This window comes from Micromonospora sp. CPCC 206171, assembly GCF_036906755.1.
Classification (GTDB): domain Bacteria; phylum Actinomycetota; class Actinomycetes; order Mycobacteriales; family Micromonosporaceae; genus Micromonospora; species Micromonospora purpureochromogenes.
Map to the genome: position 1 here is coordinate 152,031 of NZ_JBAKHT010000002.1, position 17,608 is coordinate 169,638.

Annotated in this window: 19 protein-coding genes and 2 pseudogenes; 10 read left to right on the forward strand and 11 right to left on the reverse strand. The window is 74.2% G+C overall.

Annotation, left to right across the window (positions count from 1 at the left end; translation table 11 throughout):
* Positions 1–21 precede the first annotated feature (21 nt).
* Positions 22–96 (forward strand): 50S ribosomal protein bL37, encoded by a 75-nt coding sequence (locus V6U89_RS30155; protein ID WP_369700219.1) that lies wholly within the window; start codon positions 22–24, stop codon positions 94–96.
* A gap of 113 nt (positions 97–209) precedes the next feature.
* Here V6U89_RS30155 and rsrA read toward each other — a convergent pair whose 3' ends face one another.
* From rsrA to V6U89_RS03440, 5 genes are all read right to left on the reverse strand, one after another.
* On the reverse strand, positions 210–497 hold the full coding sequence (gene rsrA, locus V6U89_RS03420; protein ID WP_334569120.1) for a mycothiol system anti-sigma-R factor: 288 nt from the start codon (positions 495–497) through the stop codon (positions 210–212).
* Between the two features lies 1 nt (position 498).
* Positions 499–1,317, reverse strand: a complete 819-nt coding sequence (locus V6U89_RS03425) for a sigma-70 family RNA polymerase sigma factor (RefSeq protein WP_154942176.1) — start codon at positions 1,315–1,317, stop codon at positions 499–501.
* A 457-nt stretch (positions 1,318–1,774) separates the two neighbouring features.
* A complete protein-coding gene (locus V6U89_RS03430; protein WP_334569121.1) occupies positions 1,775–2,389 on the reverse strand; it encodes an alpha/beta hydrolase family protein in 615 nt (204 codons plus the stop codon).
* A gap of 118 nt (positions 2,390–2,507) precedes the next feature.
* Positions 2,508–2,900: a WhiB family transcriptional regulator gene (locus tag V6U89_RS03435; RefSeq protein ID WP_088979381.1), complete on the reverse strand. Its 393-nt coding sequence runs from the start codon at positions 2,898–2,900 to the stop codon at positions 2,508–2,510.
* Between the two features lie 200 nt (positions 2,901–3,100).
* Positions 3,101–3,799, reverse strand: coding sequence for an SOS response-associated peptidase (locus tag V6U89_RS03440; protein WP_334569122.1), 699 nt, complete (start codon positions 3,797–3,799; stop codon positions 3,101–3,103).
* Positions 3,800–3,902: 103 nt separating this feature from the next.
* Here V6U89_RS03440 and aroA point away from each other — a divergent pair, with 103 nt between their 5' ends.
* From aroA to V6U89_RS03460, 4 genes are read left to right on the forward strand one after another with little or no spacing between them, the layout of a single operon-like run.
* A complete protein-coding gene (gene aroA, locus V6U89_RS03445) occupies positions 3,903–5,204 on the forward strand; it encodes a 3-phosphoshikimate 1-carboxyvinyltransferase (protein ID WP_334569123.1) in 1,302 nt (433 codons plus the stop codon).
* Positions 5,205–5,222: 18 nt separating this feature from the next.
* Positions 5,223–6,308 (forward strand): ribosome small subunit-dependent GTPase A, encoded by a 1,086-nt coding sequence (gene rsgA / locus V6U89_RS03450; RefSeq protein ID WP_334569414.1) that lies wholly within the window; start codon positions 5,223–5,225, stop codon positions 6,306–6,308.
* 25 nt (positions 6,309–6,333) lie between these two features.
* On the forward strand, positions 6,334–7,152 hold the full coding sequence (hisN, locus tag V6U89_RS03455; protein WP_334569124.1) for a histidinol-phosphatase: 819 nt from the start codon (positions 6,334–6,336) through the stop codon (positions 7,150–7,152).
* A 60-nt stretch (positions 7,153–7,212) separates the two neighbouring features.
* Complete coding sequence (locus V6U89_RS03460; RefSeq protein ID WP_334569415.1) at positions 7,213–8,127, forward strand: hypothetical protein; 915 nt, start codon at positions 7,213–7,215, stop codon at positions 8,125–8,127.
* Here V6U89_RS03460 and V6U89_RS03465 read toward each other — a convergent pair.
* Positions 8,085–9,284 carry a glycosyltransferase gene (locus V6U89_RS03465; protein WP_334569126.1) on the reverse strand — a complete coding sequence of 400 codons (1,200 nt, stop codon included), beginning with the start codon at positions 9,282–9,284 and terminating at the stop codon, positions 8,085–8,087. The two genes, V6U89_RS03460 and V6U89_RS03465, sit on opposite strands and share 43 nt — an antisense overlap.
* A 475-nt stretch (positions 9,285–9,759) precedes the next feature.
* Here V6U89_RS03465 and V6U89_RS03470 point away from each other — a divergent pair, with 475 nt between their 5' ends.
* The 3 genes from V6U89_RS03470 to V6U89_RS03480 all read left to right on the forward strand — a co-directional run bounded on the left by V6U89_RS03470 (position 9,760) and on the right by V6U89_RS03480 (position 12,203).
* Positions 9,760–10,761, forward strand: a complete 1,002-nt coding sequence (locus V6U89_RS03470) for an SDR family oxidoreductase (RefSeq protein ID WP_334569127.1) — start codon at positions 9,760–9,762, stop codon at positions 10,759–10,761.
* The gene (locus V6U89_RS03475) at positions 10,758–11,558 is read left to right on the forward strand and encodes an ATP-binding protein (protein ID WP_334569128.1); all 801 of its coding nucleotides are present in this window, start codon (positions 10,758–10,760) and stop codon (positions 11,556–11,558) included. Before V6U89_RS03470 ends, V6U89_RS03475 begins: the two co-directional genes overlap by 4 nt.
* Positions 11,559–11,630: 72 nt before the next feature.
* Positions 11,631–12,203 (forward strand): DUF5709 domain-containing protein, encoded by a 573-nt coding sequence (locus V6U89_RS03480; RefSeq protein ID WP_334569129.1) that lies wholly within the window; start codon positions 11,631–11,633, stop codon positions 12,201–12,203.
* 12 nt (positions 12,204–12,215) lie between these two features.
* Here V6U89_RS03480 and V6U89_RS03485 read toward each other — a convergent pair whose 3' ends face one another.
* Together V6U89_RS03485 and macS are read right to left on the reverse strand one after the other, a co-directional pair.
* Positions 12,216–12,863 carry a response regulator transcription factor gene (locus V6U89_RS03485; RefSeq protein ID WP_334569416.1) on the reverse strand — a complete coding sequence of 216 codons (648 nt, stop codon included), beginning with the start codon at positions 12,861–12,863 and terminating at the stop codon, positions 12,216–12,218.
* Between the two features lie 14 nt (positions 12,864–12,877).
* On the reverse strand, positions 12,878–14,008 hold the full coding sequence (macS, locus tag V6U89_RS03490; RefSeq protein ID WP_334569130.1) for a MacS family sensor histidine kinase: 1,131 nt from the start codon (positions 14,006–14,008) through the stop codon (positions 12,878–12,880).
* A 119-nt stretch (positions 14,009–14,127) separates the two neighbouring features.
* Here macS and V6U89_RS03495 point away from each other — a divergent pair, with 119 nt between their 5' ends.
* On the forward strand, positions 14,128–14,595 hold the full coding sequence (locus V6U89_RS03495; RefSeq protein WP_334569131.1) for an ATP-binding protein: 468 nt from the start codon (positions 14,128–14,130) through the stop codon (positions 14,593–14,595).
* Between the two features lie 12 nt (positions 14,596–14,607).
* Here V6U89_RS03495 and V6U89_RS03500 read toward each other — a convergent pair.
* Both V6U89_RS03500 and V6U89_RS03505 read right to left on the reverse strand, forming a co-directional pair.
* Positions 14,608–15,129 (reverse strand): annotated as a pseudogene (locus V6U89_RS03500) (ribose-phosphate diphosphokinase); the annotation flags it as partial.
* Positions 15,130–15,173: 44 nt separating this feature from the next.
* Complete coding sequence (locus V6U89_RS03505; protein ID WP_334569132.1) at positions 15,174–16,340, reverse strand: RNA-guided endonuclease InsQ/TnpB family protein; 1,167 nt, start codon at positions 16,338–16,340, stop codon at positions 15,174–15,176.
* Positions 16,341–16,392: 52 nt separating this feature from the next.
* Between V6U89_RS03505 and V6U89_RS03510 the strand changes: the two are divergent.
* Positions 16,393–16,572 (forward strand): annotated as a pseudogene (locus tag V6U89_RS03510) (FGGY-family carbohydrate kinase); the annotation flags it as partial.
* Positions 16,573–16,676: 104 nt separating this feature from the next.
* Here V6U89_RS03510 and V6U89_RS03515 read toward each other — a convergent pair.
* Positions 16,677–17,510 carry a phosphoribosylaminoimidazolesuccinocarboxamide synthase gene (locus V6U89_RS03515; RefSeq protein ID WP_334569133.1) on the reverse strand — a complete coding sequence of 278 codons (834 nt, stop codon included), beginning with the start codon at positions 17,508–17,510 and terminating at the stop codon, positions 16,677–16,679.
* Positions 17,511–17,608: the final 98 nt, after the last annotated feature.

A 17,608-nucleotide genomic window follows, 5' to 3' on the forward strand; every position in this document is an offset into this window, starting at 1 on the left:
ACCATCACGAGGAGGTTCACCATGGCGAAGAAGGCCCGCAAGAAGAAGGCCCGTAAGAAGAGCGGCGCGAACCACGGCAAGCGCCCCAACTCCTGATCCCGCCCGGCGGGCAGCCGCCGTCGCGATCAGCACCGCCGGCGCAGGCGGGGCCGGACAGACCGGTGGGCCGGGTCGGATCGTCCCGGGCCACCCTCGTGTTCCGCGTACGTTCAGTCGGCCAGTTCGCGCGACTCGGGCGCCTCGAAGACCACCAGCTCGGTCAGGCGGATCCGCAGCCGCTCGCGCAGCTGGTCGGGGGCGATCTCGTTGCCGCAGCAGCGGGCGACGAGCGCCTTCACCTCCTGCTCGATGCCGTACTCGCGCAGGCAGGGCCCGCACTCGTCGAGGTGGTGGCGGATCAGCGTGCGCCGTTCCTCCCCGCACTCCAGGTCGAGGTAGAGGTAGACCTCCGCGAGCACCTCACGGCAGTCCGTCTCGTGCGGCTCTCCACAGCTCACGTCACACCTCCCGGCCGGCAGCGGCGGTCGAGCCCTTCGAGGACTGCGCGGAGCTGAAACCGCGCTCCGCGGCGTAGCGCTCGAGCAGCTTCCGCAGATTACGTCGACCCCGGTGCAACCGGGACATCACGGTGCCGATCGGCGTGCCCATGATGTCGGCGACCTCCTTGTAGGAGAACCCCTCGACGTCGGTCAGGTAGACCGCCAGGCGGAACTCCTCCGGCAGTTGCTGGAGGGCCTCCTTGACGTCGCTGTCCGGCAGCCGGTCCAGCGCCTCGGTCTCGGCCGACCGCAGACCGCTGGAGGTGTGCGACTCGGCCTCGGCGAGCTGCCAGTCGGTGATCTCGTCGGTGGGCGCCTGGATGGGCTGGCGCTGCCGCTTGCGGTAGGAGTTGATGTAGGTGTTGGTCAGGATCCGGTAGAGCCAGGCCTTCAGGTTCGTGCCCTGCTCGAACTGGTGGAAGGCGGCGTACGCCTTCAGGTATGTCTCCTGGACCAGGTCCTCGGCATCCGCGGGGTTGCGTGTCATCCGCAACCCGGCAGCGTAGAGCTGGTCGACGAAGGGCATCGCGTCCCGCTCGAAGCGGGCCCTACGCTCGTCCGTCTTCTCGGTGGTCAACCGCACATCCCCTCGCGTCGGATGCTTCCCCGCCGAGGATACGCGTACGGACCTGCCGGCAGATTCGGTTCCGCCGGGTGTGCCCGCTCTCACCACCGCCGTGCCGCCCACCGTCGCGGGCCAGTCCGGTCCGCCCAGCAACTGCCGGAGCTGCCGCGCTTCCCGTTCGTCCCGTTCCCGGCTCCGTGTCTCGGTCGGCACCGGTCACCCCCCCTCGCCAGATGTGTCGCTCCGGTGGTGGTAACGCCCGGTCGGGGTCCGGACATTCCGCCGCCGCCCCCGTTCCTGGTCCCGGCCTCGGCGGAGACCGACGCTGGGACCAGGAAGGGCCTGGGAGGACGGTGCCGTCGCCCGGATCGGGCGGCCGGCACCATCCGTTGCAACGACCCTGCGCCGCGCCGGTCACGCTGGCCGGGGGTGGCGGATCACGCCGGCCACGCGGCGAGCCGGGCGCGCTGCTCATCGGTCAGCGGGCGGGCCGCCGGCCGGTCCGGGCCAGCGGGGTGGCCGCCGATCGGACGGCCCTGGCGGAAGACAACCTCATCAGCCTGATACCTCAGAGACATTTTGATACCTCTGAGGTATCACGCTCGTGGTCGCGTCCCACCCCCGGCAGATCACCGACAGTGACGGGCGAAGGCCGGCTACCCGCCGCGGCTCAGGGCAGCGCCCAGCCCCGCTCGCGGAGCCAGGCGAGCACGGCCGTGGCCACGGCCGCCGGGTCCTTGCGCAGGTCATGACGCTCACCGGGGCGGACAACCACGCGGACCGAGGCGTCGGGGTCGGGCACGCCGAAGGGATCGCGGTCGCCGTTGACCACCAGGGTGGGCAGCCCGGTCAGCAGCTCGGCCGCGCGGGACCGCTCCGGCCGGCCCGGCGGGTGCAGCGGGAAGGCCAGCGCGACCACCCCGGCCGCACCCACGGCCGCCGCCGTACGGCAGGCCACCCGGGCGCCGCTGGACCGCCCGCCGACCAGCAGCGGCACGTCCGGGTGCCGGGTACGCAGCCCGGCGACCACTGCCGTCCACGCCTCGTCGAGGTGCCCGGCCGGTGCCGGCGCCCGCCGCCCGGCCACCCGGTACGGCTGGGTCACCCGCGCCACCACCACCCCCGCGCCGACGGCCGCATCCCGGACCGCGAGCAGGTCGGGGGCGTCCACGTCGCCCCCCGCCCCGTGCCCGAGCACGAGCAGGGCGACCGGCGGGCCGGCCGGCAGGTCGGTCTCGACCCGGGCCGGGCCCCGTGGAGTCTCGATCTCGTCGCGGTGCGGCACCGGCCCATTCTGCGCCGCCCGGCCGCCGGACACGGCGACCAGGCCGGCCGGGACGCCCGACGGTGGGCGACCCGGCGGCTCAGGCGACGAACGGTGCCATGGCGGGGCGGGTGCCGGCTCAGCTCAGCGGCACCAGCGTGAGCAGGCGGTCGCGCACCGGCGGGCCGGCGTCGTCCGCGGCGTCCGGATCCGGCTGCACCTCGCTGCGCCAGGCGACCAGCATGGCCCGCCGCTCGCGCGGCGTGGTGCCACCCCAGACACCGTGGCAGTCGCCGACCTCCAGCGCCCAGGCCAGGCACGAGCCCTGCACGTCACAACTGCGGCAGAGCGCGACGGCGGCGTCGGCCGGTTCGTTCGGCGCCGGAAAGAACGTTTCCGGATCGACGCTCTGGCAGGTCCCTCTGGTCCGCCAGGCCTCGTCCTGGCGGCGTTCGCGCAACGCCCGCAACAGTCGCGGATCTCGTCGTGCGGCGGCCACCTCGTGCGGTCGGGGCATACGCGCCCGGGTCATCACACCCACCTCCCCCGTGGGACCGGCAAGATCGACGGGCATCGTTCGCACCGCGCGAAGACGCTCCCAGTGCCGGCGCTGTGTTCTATCGCACCGGTGGACGCGGAGACAAGAGGCTGTGCACAAAGATGACTGAAGATCCGAGCGAAATTTCGCCCGGAACTCTGGCAATTCGTACGCGACAATGTCGCGAATCGCGTTCAGAAAAGCGTCATTTCCCCCTCGACCCGCTCCTCGGGCAGCGGCACCCGCTCGATCAACCCCGGCCCGTCGTTGCGCACGTCGCCCACCGCCGGACCCACCGGGCGGATCTCCAGACCGGCGAGCCAGTCGACCGGCGGCGGGGCGAGCAGCGCGGCCGGGTCGTCGGCCGGCCCGAGCCAGGCCGCCCAGCGGTCGGCGGGCAGCAGCAGTGGCATCCGGTCGTGCACCTCGGCCAACTCCCCCACCGCCGCGGTGGTGAGCACGCTGAAGGTGAGCAGCGACTCCCAGCGCGACCAGATGCCGGCGAACGCCAGCACCGAGCCGTCGCGGGGGGTCATGTAGTAGGGCTGCTTGCCGCCGGCCGGGCGGCGCACCCACTCGTACCAGCCGTCGGCGGGGACCAGGCAGCGCCGGCGGGCGAACGGGTCGGCGTACGCGCGGCTGGTGGCGACCGTCTCTACCCGGGCGTTGATCATGCGGGCGGCGCCGGCCGCCGAGCGGGACCAGTGCGGCACCAGGCCCCAGCGCCCGGCCGACAGCACCCGCCCGGCCTCGGCGTCCATCCGCACGACCGGCACCGGGTCGGTCGGTGCGACGTTGTGGTCGGGCCCGAGCCGGCCGTCGGTGTCGTCGTACGACTCGAACAGGGCGCTCAGGTCACCGGCGCTCCGGGTCGTGGCGTACCTCCCGCACATGGCGCACACGCTAACGCCCCGCCGGCTTCCCGGCTGTCCCGCCAACCGGGAGTAGGACCGACGGCCGGCTCCACCCGGCCGGCGAGCTTGGCAGAATGTAACCGTGGGGAATCCGACCGCGACCCGGCCGCCGCAGCCGTGGACCGCACCGACCGCCAGCGATCCGGTTGCCGCGACGCTGCGCCTGCCCGGCTCCAAGTCGATGACCGCCCGGGCGTTGGTGCTCAGCGCCCTGGCCAGCGGTCCGTCGACCCTGCACGGGCCGCTGCGCGCGCGGGACACCGAGCTGATGGCCGGCGGGCTGCGGGCGATGGGCGCCCACATGTCGATCTCCGACGACGAGCGCTGGCTGGTCCGGCCGCACCGGCTGGTCGGTCCGGCCCACGTCGACGTCGGGCTGGCCGGCACGGTGATGCGCTTCGCGCCGCCGGTCGCCGGCCTGGCCGAGGGGCGGGTCACCTTCGACGGCGACCCGCAGGCCCGGGTCCGCCCGCTCGGTCCGCTGATCGGCGCGCTGCGCTCGCTCGGCGTACGCGTCGAGGCCCCGGCCGCCGGCAGCCTGCCGCTGACGGTGCAGGGCACCGGCCGGGTCGCCGGCGGTGAGGTGGTGATCGACGCCTCCGCCTCCAGCCAGCTCGTCTCCGGCCTGCTGCTCGCCGGCGCGCGCTTCGACCGGGGCGTGGTGGTGCGCCACCAGGGCCCGCCCGTCCCCTCCGCGCCACACCTGCGGATGACCGTGCAGATGCTGCGGGCGGCCGGCGCCGCGGTCGACGACAGCGTCCCGGACGTGTGGGTCGTCGAGCCCGGCCCGCTGGCCGGGCGCGGCTGGGAGATCGAGCCGGACCTCTCCGGCGCGGTCCCGTTCTTCGCCGCCGCGCTGGTCACCGGCGGTGAGGTGACCTTGCAGGGCTGGCCGCGCAGCAGCGCCCAGCCGGTCGAGCAGCTCCGCTCGCTGCTGCACCGGATGGGCGGCGAGGTGACGCTCGGCACCGCCGGCCTGACCGTGCGCGGCACCGGCACGGTGCACGGCCTGGCGGCCGACCTCTCCGACGTCAGCGAGCTGACCCCGGCGCTGACCGCGCTGGCCATGCTGGCCGACTCCCCGTCCCGGTTCACCGGCATCGCGCACATCCGCGGCCACGAGACCGACCGGATCGCCGCCCTGGCCCGCGAGTTCACCGCGCTCGGCGCCGACCTGACCGAGTCCTCCGACGGGCTGGAGATCCGGCCCCGCCCGCTGCGCGGCGGCACCTTCCGCACCTACGCCGACCACCGGATGGCGCACGCCGCCGCGGTGGCCGGGCTGGCCGTCCCCGGCATCGAGGTGGACGACGTGGCGTGTACCTCCAAGACCATGCCCGAGTTCCCGGCACTATGGTCGGCAATGGTGACCGGTAAGAGCTGAGGCGTAGAGGGGGCGGTCCTGGCGACCAGACGGCGGGAGTACGACGAGGACGACGTACGGGTCCGGCCCGGCAAGTCCTCCCGTCCACGCACCCGCACCCGGCCCCGGCACGCCGACGCGGTCGACGGCTTCGTGATCGCCGTCGACCGGGGCCGCTACACCTGCGTGCTGGCCGGCGCCGACGCCGACGACACGGTGACCGCGATGCGGGCCCGGGAGCTGGGGCGCAAGTCGGTGGTGGTCGGCGACCGGGTGGGCCTGGTCGGGGACACCTCCGGGGCGGCCGGCGCGCTGGCCCGGATCGTCCGGATCGCCGATCGGCGCTCGGTGCTGCGGCGCACCGCCGAGGACGACGCGACCACCGCCGAGGGGCGGCTGGAACGGGTTGTCGTGGCCAACGCCGACCAGTTGGTGATCGTCAGCGCGCTGGCCGACCCGCCGCCGCGCACCGGCTTCATCGACCGCTGCCTGGTGGCCGCGTACGACGCGGGCATCGAGCCGCTGCTCTGCCTGACCAAGGCCGACCTGGCCGGGCCCGAGCAGGTGCTCGGCTACTACACCGAGCTGGAACTGCCGTACGTGCTCATCCGCCCGGACTCCGACCTCGACGCGCTGCGGGCGCTGCTCGCCGGCCGGGTCTCGGTGATGGTCGGGCACTCCGGGGTGGGCAAGTCGACGCTGGTCAACCGCCTGGTGCCGGACGCCGCCCGGGCCGTCGGCGTGGTCAGCGCGATCGGCCGGGGCCGGCACACCTCGACCAGCGCCGTGGCGCTGCGGCTGCCGCCCGCGCCGGGCGTCGACGGCGACCCCGGCTGGATCATCGACACCCCCGGGGTACGCAGCTTCGGGCTCGCCCACGTCTCGGCGGAGAGCCTGCTGCACGGCTTCGCCGACCTGGTCGAGGCGACGGTCGACTGCCCGCCGAACTGCCCGCACACCGCGGACGCGCCCGACTGCGCGCTGGACGCCTGGGTGGCCGCCGGCAAGGCCGACCCGCGCCGGCTGGCGTCGTACCGTCGGCTGTTGTCCTCGCGGTCGGGGGAGGGTGACCCGCGCGGCGAGGCCGACCAGCGGAATCCGGGCGACCCGCTCGCCGGGTCCTGAACCCGGCGTGGCTACCGTTTCTCCCATGACCGGGTACGCCGACGACATCGCCCTCGCCCACCAGCTCGCGGACGCCGCCGACGCCATCTCCACGGCCCGCTTCCGCGCGCTCGACCTGCGGGTCGAGGCCAAGCCGGACCTCACCCCGGTCTCCGACGCGGACACCGCCGTGGAGCGGGAGATCCGCGCGCTGCTGGCCGACCGGCGCCCCGGCGACGGCCTGCTCGGCGAGGAGTACGGCGAGCAGCCCGCCGCCGGGCCGGGAGGTCGGCGCTGGGTGGTCGACCCGATCGACGGCACCAAGAACTTCGTCCGGGGCGTGCCGGTCTGGGCCACCCTGATCGCGCTGTTGGAGGGGGACCGTCCCGTGGTCGGGCTGGTCTCCGCCCCGGCGCTGGGCCGCCGCTGGTGGGGCGCGCTCGGCGAGGGCGCGTACGCCGGGCCGGACGCCGCCTCCGGCGCGCCGATCCGGGTCTCCGCCGTCGGCGACCTGGCCGACGCGAGCTTCTGCTACTCCTCGCTCAGCGGCTGGGAGGAGGCGGGCCGGCTGGACGCGATGCTCCAGCTCATGCGGGACACCTGGCGCAGCCGCGCGTACGGCGACTTCTACGGTTACATGCTGCTGGCCGAGGGTGCACTGGACGTCATGGTGGAGCCCGAGTTGTCGCTCTGGGACGTCGCCGCGCTGGTGCCGGTGGTGACCGAGGCCGGGGGCGTCCTCACCGATCTGTCCGGCCGTGGAGTCCCTGCTCGGGATGGTTCCGGGGAGCACAGCGCGGTGGCCAGCAACGGCCTGCTGCACGCCGACATCCTCGCCCGGCTGGGTCGGCCAACCGCGCGCTGACCCCCGGGCACCCTCTATCCTCGCCAGGTGGTGTCCTCCGGTTGGTGCTTCCTCGCGGCGATGATCGTCGCCTACGGCTTCGCCAACATGTTGCAGTCGGTCGCCGCCGCCCGGACGACCGTGCACCACACCTTCGATCCGGGGCTGCTGCTGAAGCTGGCCGTGCACCGCACCTACCTGGTCGGTCTGCTCTGCCAGGTGACCGGTTTCGTGCTGGCCTTCCTGGCCCGCCGGGACCTGCCGCTGTTCCTGGTGCAGGCCAGCGTCGCCGCCGGGCTGGGGGTCACCGCCGTGCTGGGCGTGGTGGTGCTCAAGTGGCGGCTGCCGAAGGCGGAGGTGGCCCTGCTGGTGCTGCTCTTCGGCGGGATCACCGCGCTGGTGCTCTCCGCCCAGCCGGCGCCGTCGAAGTCCCTCGGCACCGCCGGCCTCGTCGCCCTCGCCGTGGCGCTGGGCGGCATCGGGGTGCTCGGCTTCTTCGCCGTCCGCCTGCACGGGCCACCCGGGTCGGTGGCGCTCGGCTCGCTGGCCGGGATGGCGTTCTCCGCCGCCGCGGTGGCCGCCCGCCCGCTGGCCTCCGCGCCGACGGCCGAGGCGTTCGTCCAGGACCCGCTGCTCTACCTGCTGATCGCGCACTCGCTGGTCGGGCAGCTGCTGCTCGGGCTGGCGATGCAGCGCGGCTCCACCACGGCCGCCGTCGCCGCGATGGACGCCGCCGGGGCGGTGCCCGCCGCGATCGTCGGCCTGCTGCTGCTCAACGACCGGATCTGGCCGGGCCGGGAGTGGCTGGCCGCGGTCGGCTTCCTGGTCACCCTCGCCGCGGTCATCGGGCTCACCCGGTACGCCGAACCACAGCACCACCATGCCGTCGTCCGGCGGCGGGAACGCATCGCGGTCGGCGCCGGCTCCGGCCGACCACCGCTCCAGACCGGCGGTCAGGCCTCGACCGGCTTGCGCCGGAGCACCACCCGCTCGTAGAGCCGCTCCAGGGCGCTGGCGGTGCGCTCCCAGGTGTAGCTGCACCGCACCCGGTCCACCGCCGCGTGCCCGTACGCGAACCGCCCGGCGTTGTCGGCCAGCAGCCGGCGCAGCGTCACGCCCAGCGTGCGGACGTCGCCCGGGGGCACCAGCCGCCCGGTGACCTCGTCGACCACGGCGTCGGCGATGCCGCCCATCGCGTACCCGACCACCGGTACGCCGCAGGCCATCGCCTCCAGCGACACCCGGCCGGCGGAGGAGTAGTGCGGGGTGCAGGCGACCACGTCGGCCGAGCGGTACCAGGTGGCCATCTGGTCGTGCGGCACCGCCCCGACCAGCTTCACCTGGTCGGCGACCCCGGTCCGCTCGGCCAGCTCGCGCAGCCGGCGGGCCTCGGCGTGGTTGGCCAGCTCCTCGGCCGGCGGGCCGCCGGCGATGACCAGCTCGGCGTCGCCCACCAGGCGCATCGCCCGGATCAGGTCCTCCTGGCCGTGGCCGGGCGACAGCCCGCCGACGGAGAGGATGCGGGCCCGCTGGTCGCGCGGGGCCGCCTCGCCGTCGGGGTGGAACCGCTCGATGTCCACCCCGGCGGGGACCATCGCCACCGACGTGCGTTGCAGGCCCATCCGGGTCAGTTCGTCCACCTCGTCGTTGCACTGGGCGACCGCGATGTCCACCGCCCGGGTCAGCGCCCGCTCCAGCGGGATCCGCTCCCCCGGGCCGCCGTACTGCTGGCCGAGGTGGCGCAGCTGCTCGACACCGAGGGAGTGGAAGGTCTGCACGACCGGGATGTCCGTCTCGCGTACCGCGTGGGCGGCGGCGAGGCCGCCGATCCAGTAGTGCCCGTGCACCACCTCGGGGGTCCACTCCGCGGCCCAGCGGTCGGCCAGCCACCGGCCGAACTCCGACACGTACGGCACCAGCTCGGCGGTGGGCGTGATCCGGGCCGGCCCGACGGGCACCCGTTCGAGGCGGTAGCCGTCCACCTCCACGACCTCCGGGAGGGCGGGGTCGTCCCGGCGCTCGTAGACCCGTACGTCGTGGCCGCGCCCGGCCAGCTCGGCGGCGACCCGGGCGATGTGCTCGTGGGTGCCGACGGCGGGGGCGTCCGCATGCCGGGCCGAGCCGGCGTGCGCGCAGACGAGGCCGACGCGCATGGTGCACCTCCATGCGATTCGTGAGGGATGGTCCTCCGGTCAGAGGGTCCCATTAACCCGGCCCCGGCGAGCCGAAACCTGGCAGATCGGGAGCAGTCGGAACGCCGCCGGCCGACCGGTGCGGGCACCCGGCCAGGCAGCCGCCCGTAGGTCCCCGCCACCGGACTTTCCGCAGGTCCCACACGTCTTCGCGGTGGGTCTGGCCGGGCGGACGAAGGCCTATTTCCGGCCGGTCGGGGTGATCGGTTTACGCCACCGTCCAGCCGGGTGTCCGAAAGGCCGGACTGGCCCCGGGATCACCCCCGCCAGTGTCGGGGCGGGACCGCCCGACCGCGGGTTCCCGCCGACCGCCGGGGCGGCCGCCCCGGGTCCGGACCCCGGTCTCCCGTGGACCGCCGGCGCGGCCGCCCCAGACCGGTGCCGATCCGTGCCGACCCGGCCGCATGACCCACTCCGGTGGGGGTACCGACGAAGAATGCCGCTAACCCGCAGTCTCTCGGACGCCGTCGTGGTGGTCACCGGCGCCTCCAGCGGCATCGGTACCGCCACGGCCTACGCGCTGGCCCGCCGCGGCGCGGACATCGTCCTCGCCGCCCGCAGCGAGCCCGCCCTGGAGGACGTCGCCCGGCACTGCCGGGAGCTGGGCGGGCGGGCGCTGGCGGTGCCCACCGACGTGACCGACCCGGTGGCGGTCGAGGAACTGGCCGCCCGCGCCGCGGCCGAGTACGGCCGGATCGACGGCTGGGTGAACAACGCGGCGGTCAGCGCGGTCGGGCTCTTCGACGAGATCCCGGTGTCGGAGTTCCGCCGGGTGCTGGAGGTCAACCTGCTGGGCGCCGCCTATGGCATCCGCGCCGCGCTGCCCTGGTTGAGCCTCTCCGGCGGCGGGGTCGTGGTGAACAACGCCTCGGTGCTGGCCGAGGTGGCGATGCCCTACCAGTCGGCGTACAACGCCACCAAGCACGGCATCCGCGGGCTGGCCGACACGGTCCGGCAGGAGCTGCGGGTGACCGGCCGGGGCAACATCTCGATCTGCACCGTGCTGCCGGCCACCATCGACACCCCGTTCTTCCGGCACGCGGGCAACCACACCGGGCGGGAGCTGGTCCCGCCGCCGCCGGTGTACCCGCCCGAGACGGTGGCCGAGACCATCGTCCGGCTGCTGCGCCGCCCGCGCCGGGAGGCGTACGCCGGCGGCGCGGCCCGGCTGATCGGCCTGCAGTGGCGGCTCGCGCCGGCGCTGGCCGAGCGGGCCCTCGGCTGGTACGCCCACCGGACGCAGTTCGGGCCGGCGGGCGCGGCGGACAGCACCGGCAACGTCTTCCGTGCCGGCGCCGAGGCGCAGCGCGAGGGCGGCTGGCACGGCCGACGCCGGCAGGTGGTGCGGGTGACCGCCGCCTTCGGGCTGGCCGCCGCCGGCACCGCGGTCGGCACGATGGCCGCGATGACCCGCCGCTCCCGGGCGGAACGGCGATGACCGGCACCGAGCGGCCGGGTGCGCGCCCGGCCGCCGGCATGCACAATGGGACGATCATGCCGACGGACGCGCGATGCCTGGTGGAGGCGGACGAGTCGTCCGCGACCGTGCGGCTGACCGGTGTGCTGGAGCCCGCCGCCGAGGACCGGGTCCGCGACGCCCTGCTGACGCGACTGAGCGACCGGCCCGGCCCGATCGTGGTCGACGTGGCCCGGCTCCGTTCCACCGACGGCACCGCCGCGCAACTGCTGGCCGAGGTCCGCCGCGCGGTCGCCGACTGGCCCGCCGCCGACCTGCTGGTGCTCGACCCGGCCGGCACGGTCACCGGCGCCGACGCGACGGGGCTGCCGGTGTACCCGACCGCCGACGAGGCGACCGCCGCGCTGGCCCGTACCCCGATGGCGGCGCTGCTCGCCGCGGACCTCGCGCCCACGGTGGGGGCCGCCCGGCAGGCCCGGGCGATGATCGCCGACGGCTGCGCCCGCTGGGGCGTGCCGCAGCTGACCGAGCCGGCGTCCATCGCGGTGACCGAGATGGTCAACAACGTGGTGGCCCACGCGCGGACGCCGATGACGGTCCGGCTCGCGCCGCGGGACAGCTCGCTGCACCTCGCGGTCCGCGACCACTCCTCCCGACCGCCCGCGTACGCCGGCCTGGCTCCGCTCACCTCGACCGGCGGCCGTGGCCTGCTGCTGATCGACACGGTGGCCCGCCGCTGGGGCAGCACCCCGGTGCCGAACGGCAAGGTGGTCTGGTGCGTGCTCCACGCTGAGGACGAAGCCGCGCGCCAGGGCTGACTTTTCCCCTTTCGTCCTGATTGCGGGGTCCGGCTCCGGTTACCCGGGGCATGGCGTGGGTAGTGATCAGTCATGCGCGACGACGAGTACCCGACCCCCCTCTCCGACCCTGAGGCGGAGGGTCTGCCGCAGACCGCCGACGACGACTCCACCGCCAACGACGACGTCCTCACCGGCCGCGAGGCCGACGGCCCGGAGCCGGCCCAGCTGCCCGGCGACCGCACACCGGTCGCGGTCGACAGCTTCGGCACCACCGCCGAGGAGCAGCTCGACGGCGAGTCGCTGGACTACAAGCTCCAGCGGGAGCAGTACGAACGCCCCGCCGACGACCCGCTGGCCGGCCCGGTCGACCCGGACATCGCCGCCGAGGCGGACAGCGACGAGGCCGCCGCCGAGGCGCAGCTCGACGCCGACGTGATGAACCCCGGTCCCACCTCGGACCCGCACTCCCCGGTCTCCATCTACGACCACGGCAAGCTGGGCACCATCGCCGACTCGCAGGTGGGCCGGCTGGTCGAACCGGACGAGGGGGCGCACACCGACCAGGAGACCGACTCGGTCGCCTACGACGCGGGCTCGGCCGGCGGCGGGGCCACCGCCGAGGAGCTGGCGATCCACGAAACCCGGCCGCCGGAGTCGCACTGACCCGACAACCTCTCAGTCGTCGAGCCCGCGCTCGATCGCGTAGCGGGTCAGTTCGACCCGGTTGTGCAACTGCAGCTTGCCCAGCGTGTTCTGGACGTGGTTCTGCACGGTGCGGTGCGAGAGCCCCAGCCGCTCGGCGATCTGCCGGTACGACAGCCCCTTGGCGACCAGCCGCAGCACCTCGGTCTCCCGTTCGGTGAGCCGGGGTGCCGCGTCGTCCCGGCCCGACCGGGTCCCGCCGTCGGTGGCGCCGGCCAGCCGGCGGTACTCGCCGAGGACCAGTCCCGCCAGGCCGGGCGTGAAGACCGGCTCCCCGGCTGCGGTACGGCGCACCGCGTCCAGGAACTCGGCCGGCGCGGCGGACTTCATCAGGTAGCCGGTGGCGCCGGCCTTCACCGCGTCCAGGACGCTCTGCTGCTCGCCGCTGGCCGACAGCATCAGCACCCGCACCTCGGGCAGCACGGCCCGCAGGCCCCGGATCACCTCGACGCCGGAGATGTCGGGCAGTTGGAGGTCGAGCACCACCACGTCGGGCCGGGCCGCGGCGGCCACCCGGACCGCCTGCCGCCCCTCACCACTGGTCGCCACCACCCGGTGGCCGGCCTCGGTGAGGTCGCGGGCCACCCCCTCCCGCCACATCGGGTGGTCGTCGACCACCATCACCCGTACCCCGGTCACCCGTCCTCCCTCGGTACCACCAGCTCCACCTCGGTGCCCTCCCCCGGCGCGGAGACGATCCGCACCTCGCCGCCGAGGTCGGCGATCCGGCCCCGGATCGACTGGCTCATGCCCAGCCGCCCCTGCCGGGCGGCCTCGACCAGCCGGCCCGCTCCGATGCCCGGACCGGCGTCGCGCACCGACACCGTCACCGTCTCCCCCTCGTCCTCGACCAGCACCCAGGCGCGCCCGTCGGCGTGCCGCCGCACGTTGTCCAGCGCCGCCGCGGTGGCGGCGGCCAGTTCCCGGGCGACCGGGGCGGGCAACGGGACCGGGGTGGCCGGGGCGGAGACGGAGACCGTCGCCGAGGCGTACCGGCCGAGCAGGGCACGCAGGTCCAGGGTGCCGGTCGCCTCGTCGGCGGCGGGCGCCGGGTCGACCCCGGCGATCAGGGCGCGCAGCGCCGCCTCCTGCTCGCCGGCGAGCCGGGCCAGCTCACCGGCCTCGCCGTCGAGGTGGGCGCCGCGCCGCTGCACGAGGGCCAGCACCTGGAGCACCGAGTCGTGGATGCCCCGGGCCAGCCGCTCCCGCTCCCGGGTGGCCGCCTCCAGCTGCACCGCCCGGTGCAACCGCTCCTCGGCGGTCACCGCCAGCCGCGCGACGTGCCCGACGATCACCCCGGCGAGCAGCAGCAGGATCGCCCCGGTGAGCGAGGACGGACCGATCCGTCCCCGGCTGGCCAGGTCCGCCGCGCCGATCGCCAGGGCCGCGACCGCCCCGCGCCGCCGCCCGCCGGAGACCGCCCAGGCCAGCACCGGGCCGGCCAGCCAGACCACGGCCAGGGTCGGCACACCGGCGGCCAGCGCCGGGCGGCCGACCACCCACGGGGAGACGGCGAGGACGACCAGCACGACGCCCAGGTCGGCCAGGAGCAGCGGCCAGTGCCGGTTCGCCGGCCGGGCGTAGCCGGCGGCGGTCGCCCCGGACCAGGCCAGCATCGCCAGCAGGACGGCGCCGGCGGCGAGCGGGTGGGCGTACCGGTCGGCGTCGCGGAGCACCAGCAGGCAGACGTACCCCAGGGCGGCGAAGCGGAAGACGGCGATGGAACGCCACAGCGGCACCTCGAGACCACCCGGCGGCGACGGCATGGCCGTCACGATGCCACAGCCGCCGGCCGGCTCGGCGGCGCCGCCGGTCGCGGGACGAACAACCCTGACGTACGGTGGAAATGCCGCGAAACTCCGAGACCGGCTGTCGGGACAGGGCCATGACGAACGCAGATCCGCCCCCGCCGCGTACGGTTGTGCCCATCGAATCTTCCGTTCTCATCACCGAGGCCTTCGAGCAGGCACAGGTGACCGAGCTGCGACACTCGGTCACCTCCTGCGCGCACGCCGCAGGGCTGAACGGCCAGCGGCTGGACGACTTCGTCCTCGCCGTCAACGAGCTGATCACCAACGCGGTCCGACACGGCGGCGGCCGGGGCTGGCTGCGGCTGTGGCGGCGGGCCGACGAGCTGGTCTGCGAGGTCTCCGACCACGGCGCGGGAATCAGCGCGCAGCGGCTCGGCGACCACCGCCGCCCCGCGCCGGACACCGCCGGCGGGTGGGGGCTCTGGCTGGCCCGGGAGCTGAGCGACGCCATGGAGGTCGAGACCAGTCCGGCCGGCACCACGGTACGGATCAGTGCCCTGACCCGGACGCTGCGCCCCGCGGGCGGCCCGCCCGGCGACTGACCCGCCCCGACCTCAGCCGAAGAGCGCGCTGACCGACTCGCCGTTGTGGATCCGCCGCATCGCCTCGGCCAACGCCGGCGCCACCGAAAGGATCTCCAGCTTCGGCACCCGCTTCTCCGTCGGGATCGGGACGGTGTTGGTGCAGACGATCTCGAGCACGCCGTCCTCCCCGCTGAGCCGCTCCAGCGCGCCGCTGGAGAAGAGCCCGTGCGTGCAGGCGAGCCGGATCGAGCGCACCTTCCGCTCGCGCAGGTGCGCCATCAACTCGATCACCGTGCTGCCCTTGGCGATCTCGTCGTCGAGGACGATGACGTCCCGGTCGGCCACGTCGCCGATCACCGTACTGATCTCGACCCGGTCGTCGCTGAACCGCTGCTTCGCCCCGGCCGCCACCGGCGTGCCGAGCATCCGGGCGAAGGCGGCCGCCTCCTTGGCGTTGCCCAGGTCCGGCGAGACCACCACGGTGTCGGTCAGGTCGTAGCGCCGGAAGTGCGCGGCCAGCTCGCGCAGCGCGTGCAGGTGGTCGACGGGGACGGTCAACTACCCGCCATGAATGGCAGGCTTGCAGGTCAGTCCCCCTACTGGATGCAGGGTGCTGCCGCGTGCGGACCGTTGACTGCGCCCCAGCCCTCGACGCCGCGCTGGGCGATGTTGAGGGCCGCGTTGTGATCGGCGTGGGCAACGACCCCGCACGACCGACAGTGGAAGGTTTCCTGGTCCGGCCGGTTCCGCTTGTCACGGTGTCCGCAGCCGTGGCAGGTCTGGGAGGTGTACCGCGGGTCGACCTGGACCAGTGGTACACCTGCTCGGCGGGCCTTGTAGTCCAGGAAGCTGCCGAGCTGGTGGAACGACCACGAGTGCAGTGTGACCCGTTGGGGCTTGCGGAGCCGGACCCGTTCGCGGATCCCCGTCAGTTCTTCGGCGGCGATGCCGCGACCGGTGCGTACAGCCTCGGTCACGATGGTCTTGGCGATGCGGTGGTTGACGTTCGCGGCGTGCCGCGCTTCCTTCTTGTTACGCCGGGCCAGCAGCCGCCGGGCCGACTTGGTGTCCTTCTCCTGCAACCGCTTGCGCAGCCGCAGCTGCCGTCGGCGGTAGCCGTTGAGCTGGTCACCGGCGTAGCCGGTGCCGTCGGAGTCGTAGGCGATGTTGGCGATGCCCATGTCCACGCCGAGGAAGCCGGACGGGTCGATCAGTTCAGGTTCGGGCACCTCGACGGTGGCGTACAGGAACCACATGCCGTCCCGGAAGATCAGGTCCGACTCGCCGATCTTGCTGGTGGCGATCGCCTTGAGCTGGTCGGCGGACCCGGTATAGGCGACGTCCTTGAGCCGGCCGTGCGTGCTCCAGATGGACACGGTCCGGGCATCGGCCTGCCAGGACAGCATCCGGGCGTCATAGGGCTGGGCCGCGTTCCAGCGGAACGCGATCGGGTTGGTCTCGACCTTGCGGCGCCGCTTCGAGCCGGGCGTGCCGTAGTTCCCAGCCTGCAGGTTCGCCTTCAACGTGGCGTAGGCGTCGGAAACCTTCTTGATCACGTGCTGGGCCGCCTGGGCACCCAGGGCGTAGTCCGCCTTGATCCCGGCGTAGACCTGCTTACGCAGATCGTAGTTACGGTACGTCCCGGTCTCCCGGGCCACGGCCGCCACGTCGGACGCCGCCGTGTTGCACGCGCGCAGGGTCGCCTCCAACGCCGACGCCTGCTCGGACGTCGGCAGCAGCTTCACCTGCACGACCAGCTTCACACGACCACCGTAGCTTCGGCCTAGGTCACCCAGACGGACCCCAGGTGCGGATGTTCGCCGAGACGGCGGAATGACGGCCAACGGCCTGCTGATGCAGTTCCTGGCCGACGTGCTGGACGTGCCGGTGGTCCGCGCTCCCGGATCACCGAGACCACCTGCCTCGGCGCGGCGTACGCGGCCGGCCTGGCGGTCGGCTTCTGGCCGGACCTGGCGACCCTGCGCGCTCAGTGGAGCTCGGACGCGCAGTGGGAGTCGAAGATGGCACCCGAGCACCGGGAACGCGTGCTGCGGCAGTGGCGCAAGGCGGTGGCGCGCACCCTCGACCGGGTCGAGTGACTACGTCCAGCGGTTGCCGGTGAGCCTCTCGTAGACGTCGACGTAGCGGGCCCGGGTCGCCTCGACCACCTCGGCCGGCACCTCGGGGGCCGGGCCCTGCTTGTCCCAGCCGCTGTCGGTCGCCCAGTCCCGGACGTACTGCTTGTCGTAGGAGAACTGCACGCGGCCCGGCTGGTACGACTCGGCGGGCCAGAACCGGGACGAGTCGGAGGTCAGCAGCTCGTCGCCGAGCATCAGGGTGCCGTCCGGCGTCCAGCCCAGTTCGAGCTTGGTGTCGGCGACCAGGATGCCCCGGTCGGCGGCCAGCTCGGCGCCGCGCCGGTAGACGTCGATGGTGATCCGGCGCAGCCGCTCGGCGGTCTCCGCGCCGACCTTGTCCACCACCTCGGCGAAGGTGATCGGCTCGTCGTGCTCCCCCACCGGCGCCTTGGTCGACGGGGTGAAGATCGGCTCGGGCAGGATCGACGCCTCGACCAGGCCGCGCGGCAGCGCCACGCCGGAGACGGCGCCGGTGCGCTGGTACTCCTTCAGGCCGCCGCCGGTCAGGAAGCCGCGGGCGACGCACTCCACCGGGACCATCTCCAGCCGCCGGCAGCGGATCGCCCGGCCGGCGAACTCGGCGGGCACGTCGGTGGTCGAGATGACGTGGTTCGGTACCAGGTCGGCGAGCTGCTCGAACCACCAGACGGAGAGGGCGGTGAGCAGTCGACCCTTGTCCGGGATCGGCGTCGGCAGCACCACGTCGTAGATCGAGATGCGGTCGGAGGCGACCAGGATCAGGTCGTCGCCGTCGGCGTAGACGTCCCTGACCTTGCCCGAGTGCAGAAGTTCCACGCGCCCTAGTACATCAGACGACGTCGGGACGCCCGGTGCGGCCACCGGCCGTCCCGCAGCCGGCGGACCCGGGTCGGCTCGGCGCGGATCGATGTCGG